Source organism: Streptomyces sp. NPDC093510 (genome assembly GCF_040683555.1).
GTDB lineage: Bacteria > Actinomycetota > Actinomycetes > Streptomycetales > Streptomycetaceae > Streptomyces.
The window spans coordinates 223,662-249,302 of record NZ_JBFBEE010000005.1 but is presented as its reverse complement, the minus strand read 5'-3'; the positions used below and the strand labels follow the sequence as shown (position 1 = coordinate 249,302).

Here is a 25,641-nt window from a genome sequence, read left to right as displayed (position 1 = left end):
CCTATGGATGTGAGCGCAGGAGAGATGGTCGCCATCTCCCCGGGGCAGGTGACACTGTCGGACCGGCGCACACAGCGCAGTTGGTCGGTTGAGCTCGCGCCCTACGAACTCTCGGCCTTCCCCGTTACCCAGACGCTGTACGCGCAGGTCACCGGTCTGCGGCCAAGCACCGCCCAGGGGCCCACGTTGCCCGTCGAAGGCGTTTCCTGGTGGGACGCGGTTCGATTCTGCAATGCGCTGTCCCAACGCGACGGGTTCGCACCCGCCTACTGTCTCCACACCGACGGCGAAGGCATTGAGTGGGACACATCCGCTGACGGGTACCGGCTGCCGACCGAAGCCGAGTGGGAGCACGCCTGCCGTGCCGGTACGACCGGACCGCACTACACGCCTCTCGACGAGATCGCTTGGTACGCACTGGAGCTGTCGGGCCTCCGCGGGGCGCCGCAGCCACCCGACTTTCCGGGTCGACGACGTGGGATTCCGCGTGGCACGTTCCGATCGCAGTCAGCGAACGCGCGGGCGACAATGGCGTAGTTCGGGGGTCGGTCTGCCGGTCAGGAGTTCCTCTGCGACGAGCCGTCCGGCGGTGGGGGCCAGGCTGATGGCGGAGTGCATGACGGCGACGTAGACGGATCGATCGTGTGTCGCGTAGCCGATGACGGGGCCGTGCGCGGGCATGGGGCGTTGGCCGGTGCGGTAACCCAGCAGGCGGCACTGCTCGCTTCCTTGGAAGGCTGCCTTCAGGTGGTGGAGCGCGTTTTGAGCGGCCTGCTCGAGGGCTGCTGCCGTGCCTTCACCATGCGGCACGACCATCAGGAGGTCGCCGTCCCGAACTTCTCGGACCTCGAAGTCAGGTCTGGCCACGATCGTCCTGACCAGGCCGGGCGGTGCTGTGACCCACGCGAGGGTGGCCGGGGAGGCGGCAATGGCCAGGTCGGCCGTCAGCGGCTCGCAGAGCTTGGGGACGTCCGTTCCGGCAGTGAGGACGACGGTTGCGGCGGCGTGGAGTCCGGTCGACGTCCGTACTCCCTGGGCGCGTCCGTTGGTCATCTGCAAGGAGGTGACCGCGGTGTTGTGGAGGACGGTTGCTCCGTGGGCGGCTGCGGCTGCCACGAGCGCGTGGGTCAGGGCTGTCGGGTCGACGCCTGCGTCGCTCGGGGTGTGGACGGCCTGGTCGGGTGGGTGTCGGAGGTTGGGCTCCAGGGCTGCGATGTCGCTTCGTTCGACGCGGAACTGGCCCGGCCCCGGCCGTGAGCCCTGCGCCGGCGTGTCGGCCCAGGAGAGCGAGCCGGTCCGGCGGACGGTGACATGGGGCAGTTCGTTCTCCAGGCGCCGGTAGTCCGCCAGGACGTACTCACGCAGGTCTTGCGCTCCGCCCGGCCAGTGACGTCCCGAGCTGCCGATCCAGGCGAAGGAGCTTCCGGTGGCCCCGGTGGCCGGTGCGGGTCCTTGTTCGAGCAGGGTGACCGGGACGCCCCGACGTGCCAGGTGGTAGGCCACTGAGGAGCCGACGATCCCAGCACCGACAACGACAACGGCTGACATGAGGTCCTATCCGATAGGCCAACGACCGTTCAGGCTGTGGCTGCAGCCGTACGGACACAGTCGGGCAGCTGTCGGCGTGACGCAACGGGATTTGCTGCGCCTGATCGTGTTCAGCTGGCTTCGGTTCGTTCGGCCCGGCTTTGGTGTGGGCGTTCCGGGCGGCCCGGGCTACTCACGCGGTCAATGGTGGCCCTGCGTGAGCGCTGCACCTCACCATGCCGCCCACCGATGGTCACCCCACCGCGACCAGTCGTTTGACCTGCATCAACCCATCGATTGTACGAGACGTGGTGGTGTGCCGGGACGGGCGGGTGCTGTTGAGCGTTCGCGATGCGGGGGGCATGGTACTCCGCCTGTCGATGGCCGAAGGTGGCCCCTGCGAGAGCACGGCCGGGGCGCCACATGTTTGCATATGCCCATGATCATCAACGCACAGCAAACAGCCGCGCCGCGGACATACGTGGACCACATCCTGGAGCACTGGCACGAGGACGAGAACGCCGAGGCGCTCGTCCAGGGTGCGCAGCGGCTGACCCGGGGCGAGGCTCGGCGGCGCCTGTTCCGGTTGGGGCACGCGCTGCGTCGCCAGGGGCTCGAACCCGGCGACGGAGTAGGGCTGTTCCTGGCCAATCGTGTGGACTCCGTCCTGGTGCAGCTCGCGGTCCACCTCATCGGCTGCCGCGTCGTGTTCCTGCCACCGGAGCCAGGCCCCGGCGAACTCGCCGCGCTGGTCGAGCAGTCCCGGGCCCGCGTGGTGGTCACCGACCCGCTCTTCGCGCAGCGTGCCGCCGACGCGGCAGGCCGCAGCGTCCACGCTCCCGTGCTGCTCGGCCTCGGCCCCTGCGAGCAGCGGTGCGACGACCTGCTGGCCCTCGCCGCCGAGTGCCCGGAGGTGCGCCCCGAGGGCGTGCCCGCCCCGGGAGCGGACGAGGCCGTCACCGTCCTCTACACCGGCGGCACCCTGGGCCGGCCCAAGCTCGCCGCGCACAGCCACCGGCTCTACGACACGGTGGTGGACCTGGCGGAGGGCCCCCGGGAGGACTCCGGCTCCGCCTTCTTCCCGGCCATGGACGCGGGCACGGACCGGGTGCTCGCCGCCACCCTGCTCACGCACGGCAGCGGCCATCTCACCTCGATCCAGGCGCTGGTGACGGGATCGGCCCTCGTCGTGCTGCCCGAGTTCGAGCCGGGCGCCGCGCTCCAGGTGCTTCGTGAGGAGCGGATCACCGCCACCATGTTCGTACCGCCCATGCTGTACGCGCTTCTCGACCACCCGGAGTGCGTGCCGGGCGTCCTGCCCGCGCTGCGGCGGATCGTCGTCGGCGGCGCGGCATCGTCGCCCAGCAGGCTCCAGCAGACGGTCGAGGTCTTCGGCCCCGTGCTCAGCCAGGGCTACGGACAGTCCGAGGCGCTCGGCATCGCCGCCTTCGGCGCGGAGGAGCTCGCCTCGGAAGGAGCCCGGCGGCCCGAGCTCTGGCGCAGCTGCGGTCGCGCGATATCCGGCACCGAGATCGAGATACGTGGTGAGGACAGCGCGACGGCGCTGCCCGCCCGGCAGGTCGGCGAGGTGTGTGTCCGGGGCAAGGCGGTGATGCTCGGCTACTACGAGGACCCGGAGCGCACCGCGGAGGCGCTGCACGACGGCTGGCTGCGCACGGGGGACATGGGCTATCTCGACGCGGAGGGATACCTCTACCTCGTCGACCGGGCCAAGGACATCATCGTCACCGGCAGCACCAGCGACAACGTCTACTCCCGGGTCCTGGAGGACTTCCTGCTCACGCTGCCCGGCGTGCGCAACGCGGCGGCGCTGGGCGTGCCGGACGAGGAGTTCGGGGAGGCCGTGCAGATCTTCCTGGCCACGGCCGAGGACGCCGCCGTCGACCCGGACGCGGTCGCCGCGGCGGTGACCGCGGAGTTGGGGGACCTGTACACGCCGCGGAAGACGATCCTGCTGGACCGGCTGCCGACGACCAAGGTCGGCAAGGTCGACAAGAAGGCGCTGCGGGCCGCGTGGACGAGCGGGGTCTCCGTGTAGGACGAGTTGGCTCAGGGGGCGGGGGAGCGGGAGGTCTGAGCTGGGCGCGACTCGGCCTGGCTCAGCGGCGCATCAACGGGTGTCAGGGGAAGTCCGGGGGAGTTGTCCGCGAATTCTCCCGGAATTGTCCGTGATCCGTAACAGACGCATCCCCCGGCCGCAGTCCCTCGTCCTGTCGGGTGGTCACAGCGTGACCGGGGACGGACGAGGAACTGCGTGAAAAGGGGCGGGACATGGCACGGCACGGTGGCGGTCGGGGCTGGTACGGCAAGACGGTCGGCGCGGCGCTCGGGGTGACGATGCTCGCCACCGGTGCCTCCGTGTGGACCGCGCAGGCCGGTTCCGCGGGCGATGCGCCGGCCGAGAAGCCCGCGGCCGAACGTACGGTCAAGCCGGTCGCGGCCACCATCGCGCACGCCTCGGAGAAGGGGCCGCGCGGCGTCAACATCACCATCGACGACGGCCCGGACCCCAAGTGGACCCCGCAAGTCCTCGACCTGCTCCGGCAGTACGGGGTGAAGGCCACGTTCTGCATGGTGGGAACGCAGGCGCAGGCCCACCCGGACGTCGTCAAGAAGGTCGTCGCGGCGGGGCACCGGCTGTGCGACCACTCCGTGTCGCACAACACCGCCATGGACAAGGATTCCCAGAGCTACCAGTCGCGGCAGATACTCGACGCCGAACGCATGATCACCAAGGCGTCCGGGGGCGTACGGCCGATGTACTACCGGGCGCCCGGCGGGGCGTTCACCCCCTACAGCCGCAAGCTCGCCGCTTCCCGGGGCATGCGCCCGCTGGGCTGGAACGTGGACACCAAGGACTTCGAGCGTCCGGGTACGGACGCCATCGTCGCCACCGTCGAGCGCGAGCTGCCCAACGGGCCGACCCTTCTCTTCCACGACGCGGGCGGTGACCGCACCCAGACCGTGGAGGCCCTGCGCCGGCTGCTGCCCCGACTCAAGGAGCAGGGCTACTCGTTCGGCTTCCCGGTGCGCTGAGGGCCTGTCCGGGCCTGTCTTTGAGGGCCTGTCCTTGAATCCCCGCCTCGCTCTACGCGGCTACTTGGACTCGACTCGCCCCATCGGATCGGGACGGGTCGTGAGTGCCTCGACGGCGGCCAGCCAGATGTCGGTGTCGGTGCCGGTGTCGGTGTCGGTGTGGAGGCGGGCACGGAGGTAGGCCGCGGTGAGCCGGGCGAGGGCGGCGACACGTCCGGGGTTCTCGTCGGTGGTCTCGGCGGCGTCGTAACCGGCGATCCCGCCGAGTCCGTGCTCCGCGTCGAACAGGGTGAGCAGGGTCTTGGGGCCGGGGGCGAGGGTGTAGGAATCGGCGTGCCAGTCGGGCCCCATGTCCGTGAAGTGCCGGGGGTCGTCCTTGTCGCCCGCGACGACCAGCGTGGGGGTGGCCATGGTGGAGAAGTCGACGGCCCCGACGATCGGCCACTGCTCGGCCATGGGCCCGTTGAGGACGTCGCCGCCCCTGCCGGGCGCGGCGAGCAGGACGCCCGCCTTGATCCGGTGATCGACGAGGTGCACCACGTCCCCGGTGCCGGGATCCGTGATCCCCGCGCCGAGCAGGAGGGCGGCCGTGAAGCCGCCGAGCGAGTGCCCGGCGACGGCGACCTCGGCGTGGTCGACGCGCCCGGCGAGCTGCGGCACGGCCCGCTCGATCACGTCGAGCCGGTCGAGGATGTGTGACATGTCCTCGGCGCGGGAGCGCCAGAAGTCGGGGGCGCCCGGCGCGTCCGCGACCAGGTGGCTCAGTGTCCTGGAGGTGAGGTGGGTGGGCTGGACGACGACGAATCCGTGGGCCGCCCAGAAGTCGGCGAGCGGCGCGTAGCCGTTGAGGGAGGAGAGGTTGTTCGAGGGGCCGTGGCCGTGGGAGAGGAGGACGACGGGGAGGTCGGTTCCGGTCGCGGGAGCGGAGACGCGGACCTGGAGGTCCACGGGGCGTCCGGGCACGGACAGGACCACGGGGCTGAAGGACAGGACCGGGGCGGGCGTGCCCAGGATGTCGGCGCCGGGAGTGGGTGTGCTCACGATGTGGGTTCCCTTTCGGTGGCATCCGCCGTCCGCCGAGGCCGCCTGCGACCGGGGACGGGCAAGATGGTCAGGACCGGATGGTCAGGAGCGGCCCGCTTCGGATAACCTGAAGTGGAACACTGCTCCACTTACTATCCGGAGCGGCGATCCGTTTTGTCAAGCGGTGCCGAAGGAGAACGTGATGCCCGCCGAGCGCCCCGCCATGGAGTCCACCGAAGCCTCCGCAGTGGAGTCCACCGAAGCCCCCGCCGTGGAGTCCGTCGAACCCCCCGCCGCCGGCGAGCCGCCGTCCCGAAGCAAGCGGGCCGACGCCCAGCGCAACCGGCAGACGGTGCTCACCGCCGCCGCCGAGGTCTTCGCCACGTCCGGCGTCGACGCGCCCATCCGCCGGATCGCGGCGCGGGCAGGTGTCGGAATGGCCACGATCTACCGCCACTTCCCGACCCGGGCGGATCTCGTCACCGCCGTCTACCGTCACCAGATCGAGGCGTGTGCCGAGGCCGGCCCCAGCCTGCTGGCCAGTGCCGGTTCACCACTCGACGCGCTACGCCAGTGGATCGACCTCTTCGTCGACTTCCTGGTCACCAAGCACGGGCTCGCCGACGCCCTGCAGTCCGACACCGACCGCTTCGCCGCGCTCCACGCCTACTTCCTCGACCGTCTGCTGCCCGTCTGCGCCCAACTGCTCGACGCCGCCGCCGAGGCCGGTGAGATCAGGCCCGGCACGCAGCCCTACGAACTGATGCGCGGCATCGGCAACCTCTGCATCGGACGCGACGACGACCCCCGCTACGACCCCCGACGCCTGATCGCCCTCCTCCTCCAGGGACTCCAGCGACCGCAGACGTCCTGAAGCCGGCCGGGTCTCAGCCCGGCGACATGCCCCGTTCGACATCCACGAAGGTCGGCCGCCGGGACTCCGCCTCCAGCACCCTCATCCGGGGGCACACCGCCTTCAGCGCCGAGACGGCCCGAGCCATCGCGGACGTGCTGTGCGGGGAGTTGTACGTGGTGTAGAGCCGCCTGCCGACGCGCAGCTCCAGCACTACTTGGTCCTTCTCCTCGTACTCGTCGTGCTCCCCGGGCCCGACGGAGACCCAGGAGGCCGGGCCGACCTGCACGGGCCGCAGCTCGGTCAACGAGTCCAGCGAGTGGGCACGGGTCCGACCGTACCGTTGCCGCAGCATCAGCCGGTTGGCCTGCTTGTCCACCCGTATCTCGACGACCGTGGCCCAGTGGCGCAGCCAGCCGGTCAGGCGGACGCACATCCACAGAACCGCGACCAGGCCGAGCGTGCCCCCTCCGTCCTGCCAGAGAGGGGTCAGGGCAGCGGCCAGCGGGAGCAGGACGCCCACGGGAAGACCACCGGGCTCGAAGAGCCAGAGTTTGGGGTAGGCGACCCAAAGCGCTCTGCCCGCACGGGAGTTGTCATCCATGGCTACAGGATGAGCGAGCGCACGCGCCGGCACCAGCGTCCCCGCGCCCGTCGGCACCAGCGTCCCCGCTTCCGCCGGCAGCAGCGTCCCTGCTTCCGCCGACACCCGCGTTCCCGCTTCCGCCGACACCAACTCCCCGCGCCCCGTCGGCCGTGACTACTCACGCCCCTCCCGCCATACGTGACGCACGTAGCCCCAAAGGAGCGCTCGACGCGCTCCCGCGCCAGGGCGGTCATAGCGTTGCTGTCATGTGCTGGAGCGCGAAGGCCGATCTCGTGGCGGGTGCGGGCATCGCGGCCGTGGGTGTCGCCTCGGTGGCCCTGGCCGCCCGCCGCCCCCGTGACCTGCCGCTGGCCGCGTTGCCGCTGCTCCTGGGGGTCCACCAGATCATCGAGGCCGCCGTCTGGCGCAACGGAGGCGGCACCGGGCCCGCCACCGTCGCCTGGGCCGTCATCGCGCTGCCGCTGCTGGCGCTGTGGGTACCGGCGGCCGTGCTGTGCGCCGCGCCGCCGAGCGCCCGCCGCCGTCTGCTCGTCCCCCTGGCGGCGGGGATCGCGACGGCGGCGGCGCTCGCGTACGCGCTGGCGACCCGCACCGTGACGGCCGAGATCCGCGGGCATACGGTCGGGTACTCCCTGGGACTGCCCCAGGCGGGGCTGATCGTCGTCGGCTACCTCGTCGCCACCATCGGATCCCTCCTCCTGTCCGGCGACCGGGGCCTCGTCCTGTTCGGTGTCCTGGTCGCCGTCGGCGCCGCGGTGACCGTCGTGCTGTGGCGGCAGGAGTACATCTCGACGTGGTGCGCGTTCGCCGCGGTGTGCTCGGTGGTGCTGTTGCTCTGGGTCAGGAGGCGCCGTCCGCCGGTTCCCCGGCCGTGAGGCCCTCGGAAGGCGTCGGTCCCGTCGCGGCCCGCACGAATCTCCGCAGGTGCGCGCCTACGGCATCGGGTTGTTCGAGCCAGGGTTCGTGGCCCGCGTGGGCGACTCGGGTCAGCGGTACGTCGAGGCGATGCGCGAGTGAGGCGAGTGCCGACAGTGGGCGCGGGTCCTCGACGCCGCCGAGGATCTCCACCTGTGCCGGCAGACACGTATGCAGGGCGTCGAGGTGGTGGTCGAGCGGGTCCGCGTGTCCTTCCTCGCCGAGTTCACGGTTCATGAGCCAGTTGACGGGACGGCGTTGCCGGGCGGCCCGGGCCGCCCGACGGCGGCCGTGCTCGGGATCGGCGTGGTCCGTGAACCAGGACAAGGTGAGCAACTCGGCCTCCTGGTCCTCCGTGCGGTGCGGCACCTGCTGCAGCGCGTTGTACCGCTCCAGCTGTGCCGCCGACATGCGGCGGCCGCGCTCCGCCCGGTAGCCCGTGCGCCAGTCGCCGACGAACGGTCCGCACATCAGCAGCATCGCGGCCACCCGGTCGGGGTGAGCCATACAGAACCGGGCAGCCAGGTCGGTGCCATAGGAGTGCCCGATCAGTACGGCAACGGGCGCGTCCCATGCGTCGAGCAGCTCGGCGAGATCGTCGACATGCCGGGCCAGGGTGTGGCGACCCTGCCACGGGGATCTGCCGGTGCCGCGCTGGTCGTAGCGGTAGACGGGTGCGAGGTCCGCGATCATCGCGGCGGCATCGCCCAAGTAGTCCGGCAGTCCGGGGCCGCCGTGAAGCATGACGACGGGTGGCTTGCACGTGGTGTCACCCAGGGCGGCCCAGCGTATGCGTGCCCCGTCGGTCATCGGTGCGCGCCCCTGAGTCTCCATCGGATGCACCGTCACCCGGCGGCCGAAAAGGACCCGGCGGCGAGGTAGGCCTTTTCGAGCAGCTCCTCCACCAGGTCGCTCTTCGCCTCCGTATAGCCTGCCCGCCCCGTGCGGTCACCCGTGAACTGTCGCGCCAGCGTTCTCTTCAACTCGCTGTAGCGCCGCACGTCGTCGGGGTGCAGCCGGAGGTAGTCGCGCAGCAGTACGTGATCCAGGTGTGGTTTCGTTCCCTCGACAACGCCGTACAGGTGGTGCGGAATTGCCCCTTCGGGTGTCTCGAACGCTTCGCGCCCCGTGATCCCCAGGTCGCCCACGTGGCGGTAGCCCTGAGTGGCCAGTCGCGCGATCAGTACCGTCATGGCGGATGCGTCCGCCACCACGATGTCCAGGTCGATGATCGGCTTGGCCGCACACCCGGGCACGGCGGTGCTGCCGACATGCTCGATGACCACGGCGGTGTCCGCGACGTGCGGTGCGAGCCGGTCACGCAGCTCTCGGAACTGCTCGGCCCAGTACGGGTTGTGGTCGCTGACCACGATCATGTCGCTCACGGGATCAGTCTCACATCGCCGCCTCGACGTCGTCTCCCGCTCGGGTGAACTCCGGGACTGGGGACGTGGCGCGACGTGCCCACAACAGGGCTCCCGCGCAGAGCACGGTTCCTCCGAGGAGCCAGGGCAGAGGGCCGGCCGGGAGCACCCCGATGGCCAAACCCGTGAGGGCGGCGGTCAGTTGGAGAGCCAATGACTGGAGGGACAGGGCGGTGGCCCGCCCCTTGGGTGTCACGCGGCGGTGCAGCAGGTCGTTCTGGTTGGGGCCCGCCGCGCCGAGCCCGAGATAGACCAGCGCGAAACCGGCGGCAGCGAGGACCAGGGACGCCGGGCCCTCGGCCGTCGCCGTGGCCGCAAGCAGGAGCAGGCCGCTTGCCCCGGCGCCGAGACCGACCAGGACCGCGCGTCCGCCGCTGCCCGTGAGGCGGGCGGCGAGCGGCGCCATGTGGCTGCCCAGCGCCGAGCAGACGAAGCCGGCGCAGGCCAGCCCGGAGAAGAGCACCGCACCTGTCTCGACGTCCCCGGTCAGGTCCGCGGCGCGGCCCGGGGTGAGCAGTTCGACCGTGGCCAGGGCGGCACCCGCGGCGCCCGCGCTGAGCAGGACCCGGCGTACCAGCGCATCGCGTCCGCCCAGGCGAAGGCCGGCCACGATGGTGACCGGGACGTCCCGCAGGACCTCGCGCAGACCGGCGGCGGCTCTGGCGGGCTCGGGCAGCGCGGTCACGACGTACAGCACGAAGACGATGTCCACGACGGCTGCGAGCAACACGGGGACGGAGAGAGGCAGTATCAAGTCCGATGTGGCCCGGCTCAGTTGCGCGCCGAGGTCGGGGCCGAGTCCCAGCAGCCACGGCAGTGCGCCCCCGACCAGGGTGCCGGCGGCGAGCGCCGCGGAGGTGGCCGCGCTGCCGCGGGCCAGGCCGGTGCGCAGTTCGGCGTCCGGGCCCGCCGACGCCTGCACGGTGTCGACGTACCAGGCCTCGGCAGGTCCGCTGGACAGGGCGCGGCCCGCGCCCTTGACGGCCATGCCGAGCGCGAGGACCCAGGCGGTGGTGCCGAGGCCCACCAGGGTGAAGGCGACCAGATCCAGGAGGCCCGCGGCGACCAGGACCGCACGCCGGCCCAGCACGTCGGAGAGCCCGCCGGTGGGCAACTCCAGAGCGGCCGCGGTCAGGGAGTGCGCGGCGAAGAATCCGGCGATGGCCGCGAGAGTCATGCCGCGTTCGGTGAAGAGCAGCAGCTGCGGGGCGATGGCCAGCCCGATGGGCAGCCAGAAGAGCGCGCAGACCGTCGCATAGCGGCGGCGCGCGGAACGTATGTCCAGCGGCTCCGTCACGCCGTGCCCTCGGCGTCCGGCGCAGAGCTTGTCCGCTGCTCGTCCTCTCGTGCGGCGGAAGGGGCATGTTGGGCGCCGGGCGTGCGGGGCGCCAGGGGCAGGCCGGCCGTGAAGAGGATGACCTGGGCGGCGCGTGGGTCCGACTCATCGTGCGCCGTCAGTTCCTCGAGCTTCTCCTCGAAGGTCCGCCACAGCTCTGTGAGTGACTCCGGGGTCAGACGGGGCATCAGGTCGCTGATGCCGGACGGCTCCAGCCACTCCTGGCCCAGGCGCCCCTCCGCGAGGTCTCCCTCGTACCGGGCCAGAGACTCTTCGAGGTGCTCGACCTGGCGCCTGCGCATGGTGTTGACGAAGACGTGGCCGCCCTCCGCGGCGTCCATCGCCCGGTGGCTCCAGGTGGTCACCTCGTGCACGGCCCGCCAGCGGCGCTCCCGGCCGTCGCGCTGCTCCGCCTCGGCGACGAACGCGTACTTCGCGAGGACCCGCAGGTGATAGCTGGTGGACGCGGACGACTCGCCGGTCACGACGGCCAGTTCACTCGCGGTGGCGGGCCCCTCCATCCGCAACAGGCCGAGCAGTCGTATGCGCAGGGGATGCGTGAGCGCCTTCAAGGCCGCCGCATCGCTCTCGGGGTCGAGGACGCGTCTCTTGTCTTCACTGACCATGGCCGGAGCGTAGGGCAGGCAACCATGTCTCCCAAAGTCTTTTTGCAAAATTAGTTTGGGGAATGTGGCGGCGGCACTCCGTGAAGCGCTGCCGAGGCATCCGTGCTGCTTCTAAGCTCTGCGGAGGGCGAGTTGACACTGGGGGGCGCATGGCGGCGGGGCTGGACGAGGGGCGGATACGGCATCTGGAGCTGATCCAGACGATCGTGACCCGGATGGGGAACAACTCCTTCCTGATCAAGGGGTGGTCGCTGACGGTCACAGGCGCACTGCTCGCCTACGCCGTCGGGAACGACAAGAGCGACGTCGCGGTGGTGAGCTTCGTTCCGGTGCTGGCCTTCTGGCTCCTGGACGGCTACTTCCTGTACCAGGAGCGGCTGTTCCGGCGACTGTACGAACGCGTGCGCAGCCCCGGGACCACGATCGAGCCGTTCGCCATGGACGTGGCACCGGGCAGGGAGAAGGCGGGCGCGCTCAAGGCCGCCGGCTCCTTCACGCTGGCCGGCTTCTACGGAGGCCTCACCCTGGCCCAGGTGTTCGCCCTGTTGTTCGTGCTGTGACGCCCGAGCCTGCGACGCCCGAGCTGCGACGGCCTGCTACTCCATCGCCGCGCGCAGGCGGCGTACCGATTCGTCGAGCCGTTCCGGGTCCGTCTCGACCGGGTCCGGCCACAGTCGCGGCATCCCGTCGCCCTCGTAGCGCGGTACGACGTGGACGTGGAGGTGGAACACGGACTGTGTGGCGACCGCCCCGGACGACTGGATGACGTTCAGGCCCTCGGGGCGGTGGGCGGCCCGGACCGCGTGGGCGGCACGGAGCACCGCGGCGCCCACGGACGCCGCCGTCGTCCCGTCCAGGTCCCAGATGTCCACGACATGACGCCGGGGCGCGACGAGGACATGCCCCGGATGCACCGGGTCGAGGGGCAGGAAGGTCAGGGTGTCCGCAGTCTCCGTGACGATACGGGCAGGCCGTCGCCCGTCGACGATCCCGCAGAAGGCGCAGTCGGCGTCGTGATGATCGGCTCTCATGGGGCGGTCGGCTCTCATGGGGCGAACGATAGGCCCGAGGGCCGGCGTGCCCGTCAGAGGCCGCCGTTGACGTCACGGAACGCCAGCGGAACCTTCTTCACCAGGTCCCTGCGGAGGTGGGGCAGGGGAGTGTCGGCTTCGGCGACCATGGACTTGGCGAGCGTGGACACGTACATGTTGAGCTCCGTGTCCAGGCGGTCCGCCACCAGGTCGTAGACGTCCCCGTCGTACTCCTGCTTGCCCTCCGAGTGCACCCAGTGCTGGTAGGGACCGAAATCGTCCGGCATCGTCCAGCTGCCCAACGGCCTGACCCAGAACACCGGCATGATGGCGATCGGTTCCTGGCCGGGCAGGGCGTTGAGGCTCGTCATCCGCCGCACCATGACAGCCCATTCGCGGCGGCACCACTCGCTCGTGAAGTAGCCCTCCGTGATGAGGGGCACCATCAGCCGCGTGGTGCGGATCGCCTCGATCAGCTTGGGCTCCCACGTCGTGCCGTGTTTCATGGTCTTGTCGAGGAACCCGGCCTTCTTCACCCGGCCCCCGAGCTTGGCCGTCACCCGCTTCTCCAGCATCTTGTGGAACCGGAGCACCTCTTCCAGATCGACGTCCCGGTTGTGCCAGCTGGTGAAGAAGAAGCAGGAGGGTTCCTCGGCCGGCTGTGCCGGAGACGCGGGCGCGGCCGGCTGTGTGCCGTGCCAACGTCCCACCAGTTCCTCGACGATCGCCTGTACGTTGTTGGCCATCTGCCGACCGGTGCCCGCCGTCTCGGTCGCCGCCGCCATCGTGTCGGCCATCGCCTGGAGAAGCTCCGCGTCCTCCCGGTCGAACACGCTGTCCAGCAGGAAGTCCACCCGCTCGGCCATCGACATGTCGACGGTCACGGCTTCGGGCGGAACGGTGCCCGGCGCCTGCTTCCGCAGGTCGGCCATCCAGCGCCGGTAGCTGCCGGAGTCCCGGCACACCGCCGAACGCAGCAGCTTGGAGCGCAGACTCGTACGAGCCCTGTCGAGCGCACCGGCCGAGCGCTGCGCGGGCAGCGTGGGCGACGGTGTCCTCCGCTCGGCCGGCGGGGGCGCCAAACGGACGATCTCCGTCGTGGCGACGAGCTGTTCCACGGTGACGCTGCCCGAGAGGACGGCTTCGCCGGCCCGCACGATCTGATGCGGATGCCCGTCGAAGGCGTCCGCGAGGCGCGCGGCCTGCCGCCGGTCGAGACCCATGTTCTCCTTGAGCAGTCTGACCGCGTCGGCACGCACCAACGGCCCCACGCACAGCCGGGCCGACGCCTCCCAGCCACCGATCCTGCGCGACGTCACCAGGATGCGCGCGTTGCCCTCCGGGAAGTGCGGGCGGATGTGGTCCGGCTCCTCCACGTTGTCGAAGATGTAGAGCCAGTCGGCCGCAGTGGGAGCGTCCAGCGGCTGCCCCAGCCTCTCATCGAGCTCGGCGCGCAGCCGCTCCGTCTCCTCCTCGACGCGTTCCGTCAGCAGGCCCGGGTCCGGCTCCCGGCCGCAGTCGAAGACCCACATCAGTTCGTAGTGCTGGGTGAAGAGGTGACCGTAGGAGATGGCAAGCTGCGAGGTGCCGTACCCGTACTGACGGCCCTCCGGGTCGTGCACCAGCACCGCACGCCGGTCCATCAGCAGCCGGTGGGCGTCCGCGATCTCCTCGTCCCTGCCGACGAACGGCGCGGGCAGCGGTGGCAGGTTGGATATGGAGGGGAGTTGCCGGGGCGGGCGGCGTGACGGACTCACCGGCCGCTCCCGCGGTCCTTCGACAGCTGCGGGCTCTCGGGCATTACCTCTTCGATCAGCTGCTCGGCCTCCGCGGGATCGGAACCGGCCAGCACGAGGACCTTCGCGTCACGCACGAGGAGCGGCCGGGGAGCCGCGTCGATCTGCACCAGAACGGCGCCCGGGGACCGGCCGGGGGACTCGACGAACGTGTCGGCCCACTCGGTGGGGCTGGTGTTCCCGGCGGCGAAGTAGTTGCGCGAGAAGATGACAAGCAGCCGCTCGGCCGCGGCCCGCGCCTGTGCGACCGCGTCCTCGAGGCTCTCGCGGCTGGCCCGCCAGCGCCGCTGCACGACACCGTGGCCGCGCTGCCCGAGCACCTCCGTCACCCAGTCGGCCCACGGCTGGTCGGCGCCGACATAGCTGATGGCGACCGAGCCGGGCTCGCGCTGCGCCGCCCCGGTGACCGGGGCGTCGAGTCTGCGCTGCCACCCTTCCCCGCCAGTGGCCATCGGCCGGCCGGCCTGCGCCACGCTCTCACTGCCGAACGCCGGATCGAGCTCCCGGGCGTCGGCCACGTCCAGTCGTTCCAGCTCCGTACGCCCGGCCTCCGCGATGCTCTTGCCCAGCTGCTCAAGCAGGGCGTAATACCGTACTTCGTCCTCCGCCGTCGGCGAGTCCGCCAGAGACTTCAGGCCGTATTTCCGTAACCAGTCGAAGGGGCCGGCCTCCTCCACCGATGCGCGTACGGACATCGGTACGTGAGCGCCGGACACGGGTTTCCAGCACAGCGGGATCAGGCAACCGCGCGCCGGAACGCCGCGGGTGTCCTCGTGGTGGCGCATACGGGCCCGGAAGACCGCCCACTCGCGTCCCGCGCCCCGGTTGGTGAAGTACTTGGGGGAATACAGCGCGATCATGACTCCGGCCCTGGTCACGTCCCCCTCACGGGCCGACTCATGTTGCGCGAGCGCGCCGAGGACGCCGCTGACGCCGAATCCTTCCTGGATCCGCAGCTGATACTCCAGGTCGGTGTGGAAGCGCGTCAGCGCACGCCAGCCGTCGGCAGGTACACAACTCGTATAGAAGAAAGCGGTTGGATCCACGCGCCCCTCACAAACTCCCGCCGTTGGCCCGGCGTGATGGACATTCGCGCAGACTCGGTCACAACAGATGGCCGGTCGGTCAGCGGCGACTCTTACGAGGCCGGTTCGCACTCCCTCAGTACCCCTGAGGATAGGCTTACGTGGCTCTCGTCGATACACTCACAGGTACCTGTTGGGAGCGTTCGGTGAGCGCACCGAGGCACACACGGGCGGGGGGCGAGTGGTCCGAGAACGCGCAAGTCCCGGACTGTAGCAGGAACCACAACTGCCCTTTGACACCCGTGCGTTCGGTCGGCCCCGTGCCGGCCGGCCTCCCCGCGTCGCCGAGCCGGGACGGTCGGGGGCTTGCGTGATGGGACGCGACGCGGCACAACACACGGCACACGCACCGGCGTTGACCGCGGACAGTTCCCCGCACGCCCCACCGGAGGATCCCGCACTGCGCGGCCTGCCCCGCAGCGCGCTCGTCGAGGCCCTGCTGCGCAACGCCGGCCGAGGCGCGGGACCCGAGCGGCCGAGGTGGGAAAGTGCGGTGTGAGGCCGAACCTCGCGCCGCCTCGCCGCCATCCGAACCGGCCGCGAGATTCACCCAGTTCGTCGTCAAGCTGTACAGCCGCTGCAACTTCGGCTGCCCCGACTGCTACATCTACGAGCACCGGGACCGCGGCTGGACCAGCCAACCCCTGGTCATGGGCCCCGCGGTGATGAGACGGCTGTCCGGCAGAATCGCCGAGCACCTGCGCCGTCACCGCCCCGAACGGGTCCAGGTGATCCTCCACGGGGGTGAACCCCTGCTCGCCGGGCCCGCCACCCTGGAGCGCTTCGCCCGCCGGCTGCGCGACGACTGCAAGAGCCTCGCCACCCAGGTCGACCTGCTCGTCCAGACCAACGCCTCACGGCTCGACCACGCCTTCCTGGAAATCTTCCGCCGGTACGGGGTCACGGTCGGCGTCAGCGTCGACGGCACCGCCCAGTCGCACGACCGGCGTCGCCCCGACCGCGCGGGACGGGGCACCTACACCGACGTGGCCCGCGCGCTTTCGCTGCTGCGCACCCCTCGCTACCGGCCCCTGTACGGCGGCTTGTTGTGCGTCGTCGACATCGACGCCGACCCCGTGGAGACGTACGAGGCGCTGCTGGAGCACGAACCGCCCTCCGTCGACCTCCTGCTGCCCCACGCCACTTGGCAGTTCCCACCGCCAAGACCCCCGGACGCGGGGGAGGCGCCGTACGGCCGCTGGCTGGCCGCCGTCTTCGACCGCTGGTTCGACGCCCCTCGGCGGGAGACCGCGCTGCGGCTCTTCGACTCCCTGCTCGACCTGCAACTGGGCGGCACCAGCACCAGCGAGGTGTGGGGCCCCTACGGATCGGACGTCGTGGTGATCCAGCCGTCCGGGCTGATCGAGTACAACGACATCCTCAAGACGGTGAGCGCGCAGGCCGCCCGGTCCGTACTCCACATCGGGGCCCACGACTTCGACCGTGCCGCCGCCGATCCGGGATTCGCCGCCGAGCGCGCCGGTCTGACCGGGCTCTGCGCCCAGTGCCGTTCCTGCCCGGTCGTCGACATCTGCGGTGGCGGCCTGCGCGCCCACCGCCACCGCCCGGACAACGGCTTCGACAACCCGTCGTGCTTCTGCGCCGACCTCCGGTTCCTCATCGACCACGTGCGGGAGCGGACGACGCAGGGCGTCACGACGCTGCGCGCGCGCCTCGACCGAGAGGGGCGGAGCACATGAGCATGCACCGCGAGCCCGACGTTCCCTACTACTACATCAGCCACGCCCTGCCGGTGCCGTCCGACCCCTGGCTGCGGACCTTCCACACCGATGTGCAGACCGAGATGCGCCGGCGCCTGGGCCCCGACCCGGGCTACCGGGGCCTGCTGGCGGAGCCCTTCCACGATCCCTCCGGGGCCCAGTGCCCGGACACGACGCCGGCCATGCGCTGCCGCACGCTGCTCGGCCTGCTCACCGAGCGCTACTACAAGGAGCCCCGCACGCTGCGCGACCTGGCCGTCTTCCGCCGTCGGCAGCTGTGGGAGCAGCACCAGACCGGGGAGTGCTCCTCCGGCCTCGTGCTGGTCCTGTGGAACACCGATGGGCTGCCGCCGCGCGGGGAACCGGACACACTGACCGTGCCGGTGGGCGACTACACCAGGTCCGGGCTCGCGGGGCTCGTCGGCGCCCCGCACGCCCGCGGCGGCTATCTGAAAGTGCTCCGGGCGGTCGTCGAACGGATTCTCACCGGTGCCCGTCACTCGCCTCCCGTGATGACACCCGAGGACCTGTACGGCACTGTTTCCCCAGGCGTTTCGGGAATGCCGCGTATTCCGCTCACAGCCAGAAGGTTCCTTGATAGGCAGTTCGCGCCGGTGCGAGTACCGTGGCAGCCAACGCACGCCGCACCACCGTCCCACCGCGCCGAATCACGATGGGACGAAGCTCCCCACCGGTCCTGGTTCTCCACTCCGGAGAGCGACGAGCGGCCCATCCTCCGGGGACCTCACAGCTGACGCACCCACGCTGGAGCGACATCGATGAGCAGCGCCGAGCCGGCCGGTTCCCTCCGTGGTGGAACCCAGGCGACTGTCGTCACCTTCTACTCGTACAAGGGCGGAGTCGGGCGGACCATGGCCTTGGCCAACGTCGCCTGGCTGCTGGCCGACGCCGGACATCGCGTCCTCGTCGTCGACTGGGACCTGGAGTCGCCCGGACTGCACCGCTATCTGCGCCCCTTCCTCCGGGACCCCGAACTGACCGACTCCACCGGCGTGGTGGAGATGGTCCAGGAGTACGGCCGGGCCGTGGAGGCACTGGCGGCCGAGGAACTGCCCGACGCCGAGCGTGAGGACAGGTTCGCCGAACTGCTGGAGCGGCACACGCAGGTGGGCATGCACACCGACTCGCTCGCGTACCGCTTCTCGAACCGCGCGGGCAGGATCGACTTCCTCGGCCCCGGCTGCCAGGACGGCCTCTACGGCCGGCGCGTCGCGACCTTCGACTGGTCCCGCTTCTATCTGGAGCAGAGCGGCCGGTTCTTCGCGCAGGCGCTCAGGGACAGCCTACGCGCCGAGGAGTACGACTACGTCCTCATCGACAGCCGCACCGGTCACTCCGACAACGCGAGCCTGTGCACGCTCCTCCTGCCCGACGTGGTCGTCGTCGGCTTCAACTTCAGCAACCAGTCCATCGAAGGGTCCGCCGCCGTCGCCCGGCAGGTGCGGGAGCAGTCCGCCGGCCGGATCAGGGTGCTGCCGGTCCCGATGCGCGTGGACATCTCCCACCGGGAACAGGCCGAGATCCGCCGCTCCCGGGCCCGGGACCAGTTCGCGGGAGCGGTCGGCCCCACCCTGCTCACCGGCGAGGAGCAGTACTGGCGCGAGGTCGAGGTGGGCCATCTGGCGAACGTCGCGTACGAGGAGATCCTCATCCCCTTCGCGCTGCAGAACTACGAACGGTCCCTGCAGAAGCAGGCGTACGAACGCCTCGGCCAGGAGATCACCGGTGACGCCGGACTGACCTTCGCCGCCGTGGCACCCGCCGACCGGGAGCGCTACGTCGGCGCGTTCGCCGCGGTGCCCGCCGCCGCCCGTGTCGTACGCCTCGTGTTCGAGCCGCAGGACCTGCGGTGGGCGGACTGGATACGTGCCGAGCTCTTCGCGAACGGGGTGATGTGCGAGTTCGACCGCGGTCCCGGGGACCGGGCGGTCAGGGGAGACGCGGCCGTCACCTATCTGATCCTGATGTCGTCCGCCATGGCCTGCTCCTCCCGGCTCACCGGCATGGCGGCACACATACCGAACCCGGGCGAGCTCGTCGACCGGCCGAAGGTCGACGTGGCCTGGCTCGAGGAAGTCGAGGTGCATCCGCCGTTCCGGGACCGGCCGGGCCCCAGGCTGTACACGCTGGAGGAGGATGCCGCCCGCAACTCCCTCCTCACGCACTTCCTTCCCGGCGAGCGCCGCGGCGTGCCGTGGGCGGACCGGTCCGAGGCCGGCCCCCGCTTCCCCGGCAGGCACCCCCAGGTGTGGCACGTCCCGCCGCGCCGGCAGGGGGAGTTCCTTGGCCGGGAGGACTGCCTCAAGCAGCTGAGGAACGCGCTGCCCCCGGGTCAGGCCGCGAAGCGCCCGGTCGTGCTGCACGGCCCGTCCGGGGTGGGCAAGCGGACCTACGCCCTGGAGTTCCTGAACCGCTTCCGCGCGGACTACGACATCGTGTGGTGGATCCCGGCCGACAGCGCCGAGAGCGTCGTACGCGAACTGGTGCTGCTGAGCGAGCGGGTGGGCGCCTCCCGGCGTTCCTCGCCCCGGGCCGTGGACGCGCTGCGCGAGCTGATGGAGGGCCGGCACGGCGGACCCGAGCGGCTGCTCCTCGTGTACGACGACGCCCGGCACCCCGACGAGATCGAGAGCCTCCTGATCACCAGCAGCAAGGTGCACGTGCTGATCACGTCCGAGAACCCGGACTGGGGCACGCTGGCCCTGCCCGTCTGCGTCGAACCGCCGTCCCCCGAGGAGGCCGTCCGGTATCTGCGCCGGAAATCCCCCCAGCTGACCCGCGAACTCGCCGAACAGCTCGTCGCGGTGGGGGAGACGCTGCCGCAGCTGCTCGACCAGATGGCCGCGTACCTGCAGAGCACCGCGCGCCCCCCGGAGGCGGTGGTGACCGAGCTCGTGCACGCCATCCGCAACCGGCAGGCGGTCGGCCTCGAGCTGGCCTCCGCGGTGTGGCAGAGCGTCACGGAGGACCTGGGCAAGGAGCGTCCGGCCGCGCTGGACCTGCTCAGGATGCTGACGGCCCTGTCCCCGGAAGGAGCGGGCTGGGACCTGCTGGAGTCACCGGCCTCCCTGGAGTTCCTCGGGCTGCCCGAGGGCCCGGAGGGCAGGGCGCAGCTCGGGTTCGCGGCCCGCGGACTGCTCAGCAGGTCCCAGGCGCGCCGCGGCCAGAACGGCAGGCGGCTGACGGCGTCCCGGATGATCCTCTCGGCGCAGCGCCGGGAACTGGAGCCCGAGGAGGCGGCGGAGCTCGCCTCGGGGGTCCGCGGGGTCCTCGCGGCCTACGCGCCGCCGGACGACCGCGTCGACGACCAGGACATGTACCCGCGCTACGCGGAGCTGGACCTCCACGTCGAGTCCTCGGGCGCGGCGCACGACGACGACCTGGCGGTACGCCGCTGGCTCGTCAACCAGGTGCGCTACCGGCGCCTCACCCAGTGCCTGGACGCCGCGTTCAGCCTGGCCCAGCGGCTGGAGCGGCTGTGGACCGCCCGGTCGGCCGCCGACGACCGGGAACGGCAACTTCTCCTGCTGCGCCTGCGGGTGGAGCTCGCCAACATCCACACCGACGCCGGACGGTACCCGGAGGCCAACCGGATCAACGGCGCGGCCCTGGTGGAACTGCGCAGGCTGCAGGACCTGGATGGCGAGTTCGCGCTCCGCAGCGCGCTGGGGCGCGGCGGCGAGCTGAGGGCCCTGGGCCGCCCGCAGGACGCGCTCGCCGAGGACCAGTCAGTCCGGGACATCCTGCGCTCCAAGTACGGCCCGGAGAACCACTTCGCCCTCATGGCGGGCAGCAACCTCGGGCTGTCACTGGACATGGTCGGCCTCCCGAACGACTCGCTGGAGCAGCACCGGGAGGTCCACGAGCAGCGGGTACGGGTGTCCGGAGAGCTGCATCCGCTGACCCTGCGCAGCTCCGTGCACGTGGGCAGCAGGCTGCGCGAGATCGGCCGCTACGACGACTCGTTGAGCCGACTCCAGGAGATCTACCGGCTGACCCAGACGGACGAGAACCTCGGCTGGAGCCATCTGACGACCCTCCTCGCGGCCTGCTCGCTGGCGTCGACGCTGCGGCACATCGCCACGCTGTCCCCCGGCCTGCCCCCGCAGACCCGGCGGGGCAAGGCGGACACCGCCCGCATGCTGGACGTACGGGCGGCCGACGCCTTCGCCGTGTACGGCGGCCCCCACCACCCCGAGGCACTGGTGGCGCGCGTGGGGCTCGCCGCCGACCTGCGGTTCCTGGGCCAGATCGGTGGGCCGAAGGGCGCGAAGGCGCTCGCCGAGGAGAACCTCGCGGCGTACCGGGAGTGGGGGGAGGACCATCTCTTCGCCCGGATCTGCGAGGTGAACCTCGCGCTGGTCCTGCGCGACGCGGAGGACGAGAGCGCCACCGCGCTCAGCGAGCGGGGCCTGCTGGGCCTGCGGGAGATCCTCTACGTGGACCCGCACCACCCGCTGATCCTGGCAGCCGCCCTGTGCCACGCCAACATGCTGGTCTACGCGGGCGATTCGCGGGCCGCGCGGGAACTCGACGAGGAGACGCACCGCGGACTGCTGGAGAAGTTCGGCCCCGACCACCCCCTCACGCTGACCGTGGCCGCGCATCTGGGGCTGCGGGAGGACACGTCGGGCCGCGCCGACCCGGACAACCGGATCGGCATCGAACTCGACATTCCGAAAATCTGAGCCGGACAGCACGGAGCAAGGAGGATCCGATGGCGTATCCGTGGACGGGGTCCATCGGCGTCCCGCACGCGGTGGCGGTGCTCGCGACCGCGCGCGGCTGCGGGGCGACGGTGCTGACGGCGGCGGCCGGTCTGATCGTCGACGACGCCGTGGGCCGTGTCGGGCAGTCGGTGGTGCTGATGGACGCCGACACCGACGGCGGAGGGCTGACCGACCTCACCCGGTACTGGAACGCCACCTCGGAGGCCGGGGCCGACGGGCTCCTCGGCTTCGCCGCGGACCGCATAGACCTGACCAACCGCTCCGTGCACCGCTATCTGCGGCACGTGCACACCGGTGACCCCCGGCGCCAGGACATGGCGGTGTTCCCGCTCGGCCCGGGGGACAAGCCGGGCGAACGCCTGCCGACGGACGGCACGCTCCAGGAGATCGTCGGCGCCGCCGTGGACCGGCTCATGGACCTCCAGGGCTGTCTGATAGCCGACTGCGGTGTCGGCCGGACACCGGTCACACTGGAGGTCTGCAAGCGCGTCGAACACATCATCCTGATCGGCCAGGCGGAACCGGTGAGCGACGGGGACATCGCCCAGAGCCAGGCGTGGCTGACAGAACGCGGACTGGGCGAGAAGGTCCTGGGCTGGGTGTGCAACAGCCCGAACGGGGCCCGGCTCCCCGCGGCCGAACCCGCCGGGGTGCCTCCCGCGCTGATGCGGCTGCCGTACGACCGGGACGGAGCGGCGGCGGTCTCCCTCGGGCGCCTGCCGGGCCGCGGCAGTCCACTGGTGCAGGCGCTCAGCGAGCAGATGACGGCGCGCTGGCCGGACGTTCTCGACGACGGGGCCATGGGGGCGGAATGAGCGACGACAGGACTGTGCCCGGGGCGACGACGGAACAACGGTCGTACGACCCGCCGAAAGTGCACCGCGCGTCTCATGTGACCGACGACAGCGACGTGTTCATCCGCCTGTGCGAGAACGCGCTCAGCGAGACGGGGCTCCATCACGTGGCCGAGTACCGCTGGGGAGTCTTCAGCTACTCGGCGGACATCCTGGAACGGCTGCCCACGTCACAGGGCAGCGGGTTCGGCGGGACGGAACAGGAGCTCAGGCGCGACCGGTTCGTGCGCCTGGGGCGTCAACTCCACTACATCCTGGGCAGGATGGACCACGTGCTGCGCTCTGTCGACAGCGGCAGGCTCATCCGCAGCGTCCTCCGGGTGGGCGACGGCGCCGTCTTCCACTACTACTTCCGCGCGGACGACTGCCTGACCGGGGTCTCCCTGGGCGCCGAGACCGTGACGGCGGGCGACCGGGCGATGGCCGAGCTGGTGAGCGCGTTCCGCCAGGAGATCGGCCTGCCCCTGATGAATCCGGGCGGCTTCGACTCCGACTCGTCGCTCCCGGTGGTGGAGCGGTCGGTCCTCAAAGAGCCCCACCGGGTCGCGGAGGGCGACTGGGGCACGGCGGAACCCGAGATGCTCGCGCGCTGCGCCGAAGCGGTGTCCCCCGACGCGCTGCACTACGCCGGATACGTCGCTCCCGGCACGGGCCGGCTCAGCGCCGACGTCTTCAACGACCCCGCGCTGTCGCGCTTCTTCGGCGTCGGCGGTCTCACCCGGGACGAGCGGCGCACGCGCTACGCAGAGCTCGGCGAGCGCCTGCACTACGTCGTGGCGCGGCTCAACCAGTCCCTGCGCGCGGTGATGCCGGGGCAGCTCTCCCGGGTGGTCCTCGACGTCGAGGAGGGCGCCCTCTTCTACGTCGACCGGCCCGACGACCACTTCCTGCTCGGAGTCTCCCTGGACCAGAGCCAAGTGACCCGCGCCGACCGGCGGATGGACCGGCTGGTGCGCCTCGTCTCGGCCACGACGGGCGAGAAACCGGACGAAAAGCTCTGAACTCCGAAGCCGCGGGTGACCATTCGTTCGCACGGGTACACCATGCGTACGAACCGCGGGCATTCCGTGCCGGTGCGCGCCTCGCTGCTGGGACGCTCTTCGTCGTACGGAGTCGGCCGGATCGGAGCGGGCCATGGCAAAGACGCTGAGAGCGGCGCGCCATCTGTGGATCATGCTCGCTGTCCTCGGCTCCTCCTGGGCCCTCTCCTCCGTCACCGGCATCGGCCTGCTGACCGACTCCGACGCCTACCCGCTGATCGTTTCGGCGCTGCTCGCCGTCGGACTGTACGGATCGACCGCGGGCATCGACCTCGCCGAGGCGCGCCGCGATCTGCGCACGCTGCTTCTCGCCGTCACCGTCGGTGTGCTCGCCAAGGCCGCGCTGATCGTGCCGGTGCTCTGGCTCGCGGTAGGAGAACCGGCGTACCTGATCCTGGCGATCGCGGTCGCCCAGATCGATCCGCTCTCGGTGGCGGCGCTGCGCTCACGCTCCCGGATGTCGGAGCGCGGCAAGACCGTGCTGTCCGTCTGGTCGTCCTTCGACGACCCGGTCACCGTCCTGCTCACGGCCTACCTGGCCCCGGCGGCGCTGAGCGCACTGGACGGCGCGGACTCCTCTGCGCTGCCGGTCACCCCGGACGCGTATGCCCTCACCACGCTGGGCAACGCGGCTCTGGTCGTCGTGGCCGCGCTCGCCTGGTACCTGTCGCGGCCACGGCGGGGGGACGGCCACAAGGCCGCGCTCCTGCGCTCCGCCGGCTCCCTGTCGGTGCTGGCCGGCGTCCTCGCCGTGGCCTCGGTGTACGGCCTGATGCTCGGGGTGGCGGTCGTCGGCCTCTTCTACCGGCCGCCGCCGCTGCTCCCGGTGCTCGGTCCGCTGCTGGACGCCGCCTACCACGCGGCGCTGGTCGCTCTCGGGGTGCTGCTCGTCGACGGGGTCGAGCCGGGGCCCGGCATCGCCCTGGGGGCGGCCGCTTTCGGCTCGCAGGTGGCCGTCGGGTGGGTCATCGCCAGGGACCTGGACCACTACGACCGGGTGTCCCTTGCGCTGGGTCAGCAGAACGGTGTGACGGCGGTCGTCCTGGCCCTGTCCCTGGAGCCGGCGTTCCCGCGCACGGTGGCCATCGTCGCGCCCGCCATCGTCACCGTCAACGTCCTCCACTTCCTGGCGAACGAGCTGTGGAACCGGCGGCAGCCGCCTCCCGACACGCCGGACGTGCCGCCCCGCGGTGCTCAGGCGTTGACGTCGAAGGGAACGCCGGAGGGCAGTGCCGCGGCCAGATGGCTCGGGAAACTCGCGTCCTTCAGACCGAAGTTGGCGCTGCCGAAGTCGTGGGCGCTCAACTTGTCGCGCAGGCCCGGAGGGTAGCCGTTCCAGCCGACGAGGGCGGGGAACTGCCAGCTGCCGCGGTGGTTCTCGGGCGGCTCGTCGCCCGCGGTCGCGGGGCGGAAGCAGTGGGTGCCGATGCCGTCCTTGTGGTAGATGATCTTCGGGTGGGTGCCGTCCCAGCGGATCTGGTCGCGCGAGTGGATGCGGAAGCCGCCGTGCGCGGAGGTGGCGACGTACTCGGCGCGGCCGTCCTTCACCCACACCACCACGTGCTCCCAGTCGTGCCGGTGGCCGCCGAGCCCGCTGCCCGCCACGGCCTGGTCCTTCTCGAAGTAGAGGCCGTACATGACGGCGCACCAGCCGTTGTTGCACTTGGTGCGGGCGTAGCCGTTGGTGCCTGCGAGGTCGCTCGCGTCGTGGCACTGGCCGTTGACGGCGCCGCTCGGCTCGAGGCCGCCGTTCACGGTTCCGTCGGGGCCGATGGCGGGGGTCGGGTAGCAGCCGTCGCCGTCGTAGTCGTACGCGGGCTGGAACGTCTGCTCCGTGCCGTCGGCGTCGGCGGGCAGGGCCGGCGGAGGGGCGGCGACCGCCGACCCCGCGAAGGCCACTACCAGGGCGAGGGCTCCGCCCACGGACAAGGACGTTCTGCGGATCGCTCTGCTCGGCTTCACTGGCGTCTCCTGAGGGCTCCGGATGCACGACAG

Annotated in this window: 21 protein-coding genes and 1 pseudogene; 11 read left to right on the top strand and 11 right to left on the bottom strand. The window is 71.1% G+C overall.

Annotation, left to right across the window (positions count from 1 at the left end; genetic code table 11):
• Positions 1-3 precede the first annotated feature (3 nt).
• Positions 4-499: pseudogene (locus AB0N81_RS10360) on the top strand (SUMF1/EgtB/PvdO family nonheme iron enzyme); the annotation flags it as partial.
• An 8-nt stretch (positions 500-507) separates the two neighbouring features.
• On the opposite strand, the gene AB0N81_RS10355 reads toward AB0N81_RS10360, so the two are convergent.
• Positions 508-1,548: an FAD-binding oxidoreductase gene (locus AB0N81_RS10355; protein ID WP_365357354.1), complete on the bottom strand. Its 1,041-nt coding sequence runs from the start codon at positions 1,546-1,548 to the stop codon at positions 508-510.
• A 418-nt stretch (positions 1,549-1,966) separates the two neighbouring features.
• Between AB0N81_RS10355 and AB0N81_RS10350 the strand changes: the two genes are divergently transcribed.
• Together AB0N81_RS10350 and AB0N81_RS10345 are read left to right on the top strand one after the other, a co-directional pair.
• Positions 1,967-3,586 carry an AMP-binding protein gene (locus AB0N81_RS10350; protein ID WP_365357353.1) on the top strand — a complete coding sequence of 540 codons (1,620 nt, stop codon included), beginning with the start codon at positions 1,967-1,969 and terminating at the stop codon, positions 3,584-3,586.
• Between the two features lie 233 nt (positions 3,587-3,819).
• Positions 3,820-4,584 carry a polysaccharide deacetylase family protein gene (locus AB0N81_RS10345; RefSeq protein WP_365357352.1) on the top strand — a complete coding sequence of 255 codons (765 nt, stop codon included), beginning with the start codon at positions 3,820-3,822 and terminating at the stop codon, positions 4,582-4,584.
• Positions 4,585-4,644: 60 nt separating this feature from the next.
• Here the strand turns inward: AB0N81_RS10345 and AB0N81_RS10340 are convergent, their stop codons facing one another.
• A complete protein-coding gene (locus AB0N81_RS10340) occupies positions 4,645-5,625 on the bottom strand; it encodes a chlorophyllase (protein ID WP_365357351.1) in 981 nt (326 codons plus the stop codon).
• Positions 5,626-5,809: 184 nt separating this feature from the next.
• On the opposite strand from AB0N81_RS10340, the gene AB0N81_RS10335 reads away from it, so the two are divergent.
• Entirely contained in the window at positions 5,810-6,481 is a 672-nt protein-coding gene (locus AB0N81_RS10335) for a TetR/AcrR family transcriptional regulator (RefSeq protein WP_365357350.1), read from the top strand.
• A gap of 13 nt (positions 6,482-6,494) precedes the next feature.
• Here the strand turns inward: AB0N81_RS10335 and AB0N81_RS10330 are convergent, their stop codons facing one another.
• On the bottom strand, positions 6,495-7,064 hold the full coding sequence (locus AB0N81_RS10330) for a hypothetical protein (protein WP_365357349.1): 570 nt from the start codon (positions 7,062-7,064) through the stop codon (positions 6,495-6,497).
• A 248-nt stretch (positions 7,065-7,312) separates the two neighbouring features.
• On the opposite strand from AB0N81_RS10330, the gene AB0N81_RS10325 reads away from it, so the two are divergent.
• On the top strand, positions 7,313-7,942 hold the full coding sequence (locus AB0N81_RS10325) for a DUF6629 family protein (protein WP_365357348.1): 630 nt from the start codon (positions 7,313-7,315) through the stop codon (positions 7,940-7,942).
• Here AB0N81_RS10325 and AB0N81_RS10320 read toward each other — a convergent pair.
• From AB0N81_RS10320 to AB0N81_RS10305, 4 genes are read right to left on the bottom strand one after another with little or no spacing between them, the layout of a single operon-like run.
• On the bottom strand, positions 7,908-8,792 hold the full coding sequence (locus tag AB0N81_RS10320; RefSeq protein WP_365357347.1) for an alpha/beta hydrolase: 885 nt from the start codon (positions 8,790-8,792) through the stop codon (positions 7,908-7,910). The genes AB0N81_RS10325 and AB0N81_RS10320 overlap by 35 nt on opposite strands.
• 35 nt (positions 8,793-8,827) lie before the next feature.
• Positions 8,828-9,358 (bottom strand): GrpB family protein, encoded by a 531-nt coding sequence (locus AB0N81_RS10315; protein WP_365357499.1) that lies wholly within the window; start codon positions 9,356-9,358, stop codon positions 8,828-8,830.
• A 19-nt stretch (positions 9,359-9,377) separates the two neighbouring features.
• On the bottom strand, positions 9,378-10,703 hold the full coding sequence (locus tag AB0N81_RS10310) for an MFS transporter (RefSeq protein WP_365357346.1): 1,326 nt from the start codon (positions 10,701-10,703) through the stop codon (positions 9,378-9,380).
• Positions 10,700-11,368: a helix-turn-helix domain-containing protein gene (locus AB0N81_RS10305; protein ID WP_365357345.1), complete on the bottom strand. Its 669-nt coding sequence runs from the start codon at positions 11,366-11,368 to the stop codon at positions 10,700-10,702. Before AB0N81_RS10305 ends, AB0N81_RS10310 begins: the two co-directional genes overlap by 4 nt.
• Before the next feature lie 149 nt (positions 11,369-11,517).
• Between AB0N81_RS10305 and AB0N81_RS10300 the strand changes: the two genes are divergently transcribed.
• A complete protein-coding gene (locus AB0N81_RS10300) occupies positions 11,518-11,928 on the top strand; it encodes a hypothetical protein (protein ID WP_365357344.1) in 411 nt (136 codons plus the stop codon).
• A gap of 36 nt (positions 11,929-11,964) precedes the next feature.
• On the opposite strand, the gene AB0N81_RS10295 is transcribed toward AB0N81_RS10300, so the two are convergent.
• The 3 genes from AB0N81_RS10295 to AB0N81_RS10285 are packed head-to-tail and all read right to left on the bottom strand — an operon-like array spanning position 11,965 to position 15,241.
• Entirely contained in the window at positions 11,965-12,417 is a 453-nt protein-coding gene (locus tag AB0N81_RS10295) for an HIT family protein (protein ID WP_365357343.1), read from the bottom strand.
• Positions 12,418-12,452: 35 nt separating this feature from the next.
• Positions 12,453-14,156, bottom strand: coding sequence for a TIR domain-containing protein (locus AB0N81_RS10290; protein ID WP_365357342.1), 1,704 nt, complete (start codon positions 14,154-14,156; stop codon positions 12,453-12,455).
• On the bottom strand, positions 14,153-15,241 hold the full coding sequence (locus AB0N81_RS10285; RefSeq protein ID WP_365357341.1) for a toll/interleukin-1 receptor domain-containing protein: 1,089 nt from the start codon (positions 15,239-15,241) through the stop codon (positions 14,153-14,155). Before AB0N81_RS10285 ends, AB0N81_RS10290 begins: the two co-directional genes overlap by 4 nt.
• 527 nt (positions 15,242-15,768) lie before the next feature.
• Between AB0N81_RS10285 and AB0N81_RS10280 the strand changes: the two genes are divergently transcribed.
• Genes AB0N81_RS10280 through AB0N81_RS10260 form a run of 5 tightly spaced genes read left to right on the top strand, consistent with a single transcriptional unit; the run spans position 15,769 to position 23,607 of the window.
• A complete protein-coding gene (locus AB0N81_RS10280; protein WP_365357340.1) occupies positions 15,769-16,980 on the top strand; it encodes an FxsB family cyclophane-forming radical SAM/SPASM peptide maturase in 1,212 nt (403 codons plus the stop codon).
• Entirely contained in the window at positions 16,977-17,756 is a 780-nt protein-coding gene (locus tag AB0N81_RS10275) for a hypothetical protein (RefSeq protein WP_365357339.1), read from the top strand. The genes AB0N81_RS10280 and AB0N81_RS10275 overlap by 4 nt, the downstream gene beginning before the upstream one ends.
• 24 nt (positions 17,757-17,780) lie before the next feature.
• Positions 17,781-21,710, top strand: coding sequence for an FxSxx-COOH system tetratricopeptide repeat protein (gene fxsT, locus AB0N81_RS10270; protein ID WP_365357338.1), 3,930 nt, complete (start codon positions 17,781-17,783; stop codon positions 21,708-21,710).
• A gap of 29 nt (positions 21,711-21,739) precedes the next feature.
• Complete coding sequence (locus tag AB0N81_RS10265) at positions 21,740-22,567, top strand: hypothetical protein (RefSeq protein ID WP_365357337.1); 828 nt, start codon at positions 21,740-21,742, stop codon at positions 22,565-22,567.
• The gene (locus AB0N81_RS10260; protein WP_365357336.1) at positions 22,564-23,607 is read left to right on the top strand and encodes a hypothetical protein; all 1,044 of its coding nucleotides are present in this window, start codon (positions 22,564-22,566) and stop codon (positions 23,605-23,607) included. Before AB0N81_RS10265 ends, AB0N81_RS10260 begins: the two co-directional genes overlap by 4 nt.
• 1,233 nt (positions 23,608-24,840) lie before the next feature.
• On the opposite strand, the gene AB0N81_RS10255 is transcribed toward AB0N81_RS10260, so the two are convergent.
• Entirely contained in the window at positions 24,841-25,608 is a 768-nt protein-coding gene (locus AB0N81_RS10255) for an NPP1 family protein (protein ID WP_365357335.1), read from the bottom strand.
• Positions 25,609-25,641: the final 33 nt, after the last annotated feature.

Coding starts and splice junctions, on each gene's coding strand:
- AB0N81_RS10260 (WP_365357336.1), top strand. CDS start 22,564: ATGAGCGACGACAGGACTGTGCCCGGGGCGACGACGGAACAACGGTCG.
- AB0N81_RS10320 (WP_365357347.1), bottom strand. CDS start 8,792: ATGACCGACGGGGCACGCATACGCTGGGCCGCCCTGGGTGACACCACG.
- AB0N81_RS10305 (WP_365357345.1), bottom strand. CDS start 11,368: ATGGTCAGTGAAGACAAGAGACGCGTCCTCGACCCCGAGAGCGATGCG.
- AB0N81_RS10330 (WP_365357349.1), bottom strand. CDS start 7,064: ATGGATGACAACTCCCGTGCGGGCAGAGCGCTTTGGGTCGCCTACCCC.
- AB0N81_RS10300 (WP_365357344.1), top strand. CDS start 11,518: ATGGCGGCGGGGCTGGACGAGGGGCGGATACGGCATCTGGAGCTGATC.
- fxsT (WP_365357338.1), top strand. CDS start 17,781: ATGAGCAGCGCCGAGCCGGCCGGTTCCCTCCGTGGTGGAACCCAGGCG.
- AB0N81_RS10295 (WP_365357343.1), bottom strand. CDS start 12,417: ATGAGAGCCGACCGCCCCATGAGAGCCGATCATCACGACGCCGACTGC.
- AB0N81_RS10265 (WP_365357337.1), top strand. CDS start 21,740: ATGGCGTATCCGTGGACGGGGTCCATCGGCGTCCCGCACGCGGTGGCG.
- AB0N81_RS10275 (WP_365357339.1), top strand. CDS start 16,977: ATGAGCATGCACCGCGAGCCCGACGTTCCCTACTACTACATCAGCCAC.
- AB0N81_RS10355 (WP_365357354.1), bottom strand. CDS start 1,548: ATGTCAGCCGTTGTCGTTGTCGGTGCTGGGATCGTCGGCTCCTCAGTG.
- AB0N81_RS10325 (WP_365357348.1), top strand. CDS start 7,313: ATGTGCTGGAGCGCGAAGGCCGATCTCGTGGCGGGTGCGGGCATCGCG.
- AB0N81_RS10350 (WP_365357353.1), top strand. CDS start 1,967: ATGATCATCAACGCACAGCAAACAGCCGCGCCGCGGACATACGTGGAC.
- AB0N81_RS10345 (WP_365357352.1), top strand. CDS start 3,820: ATGGCACGGCACGGTGGCGGTCGGGGCTGGTACGGCAAGACGGTCGGC.
- AB0N81_RS10315 (WP_365357499.1), bottom strand. CDS start 9,358: ATGATCGTGGTCAGCGACCACAACCCGTACTGGGCCGAGCAGTTCCGA.
- AB0N81_RS10335 (WP_365357350.1), top strand. CDS start 5,810: ATGCCCGCCGAGCGCCCCGCCATGGAGTCCACCGAAGCCTCCGCAGTG.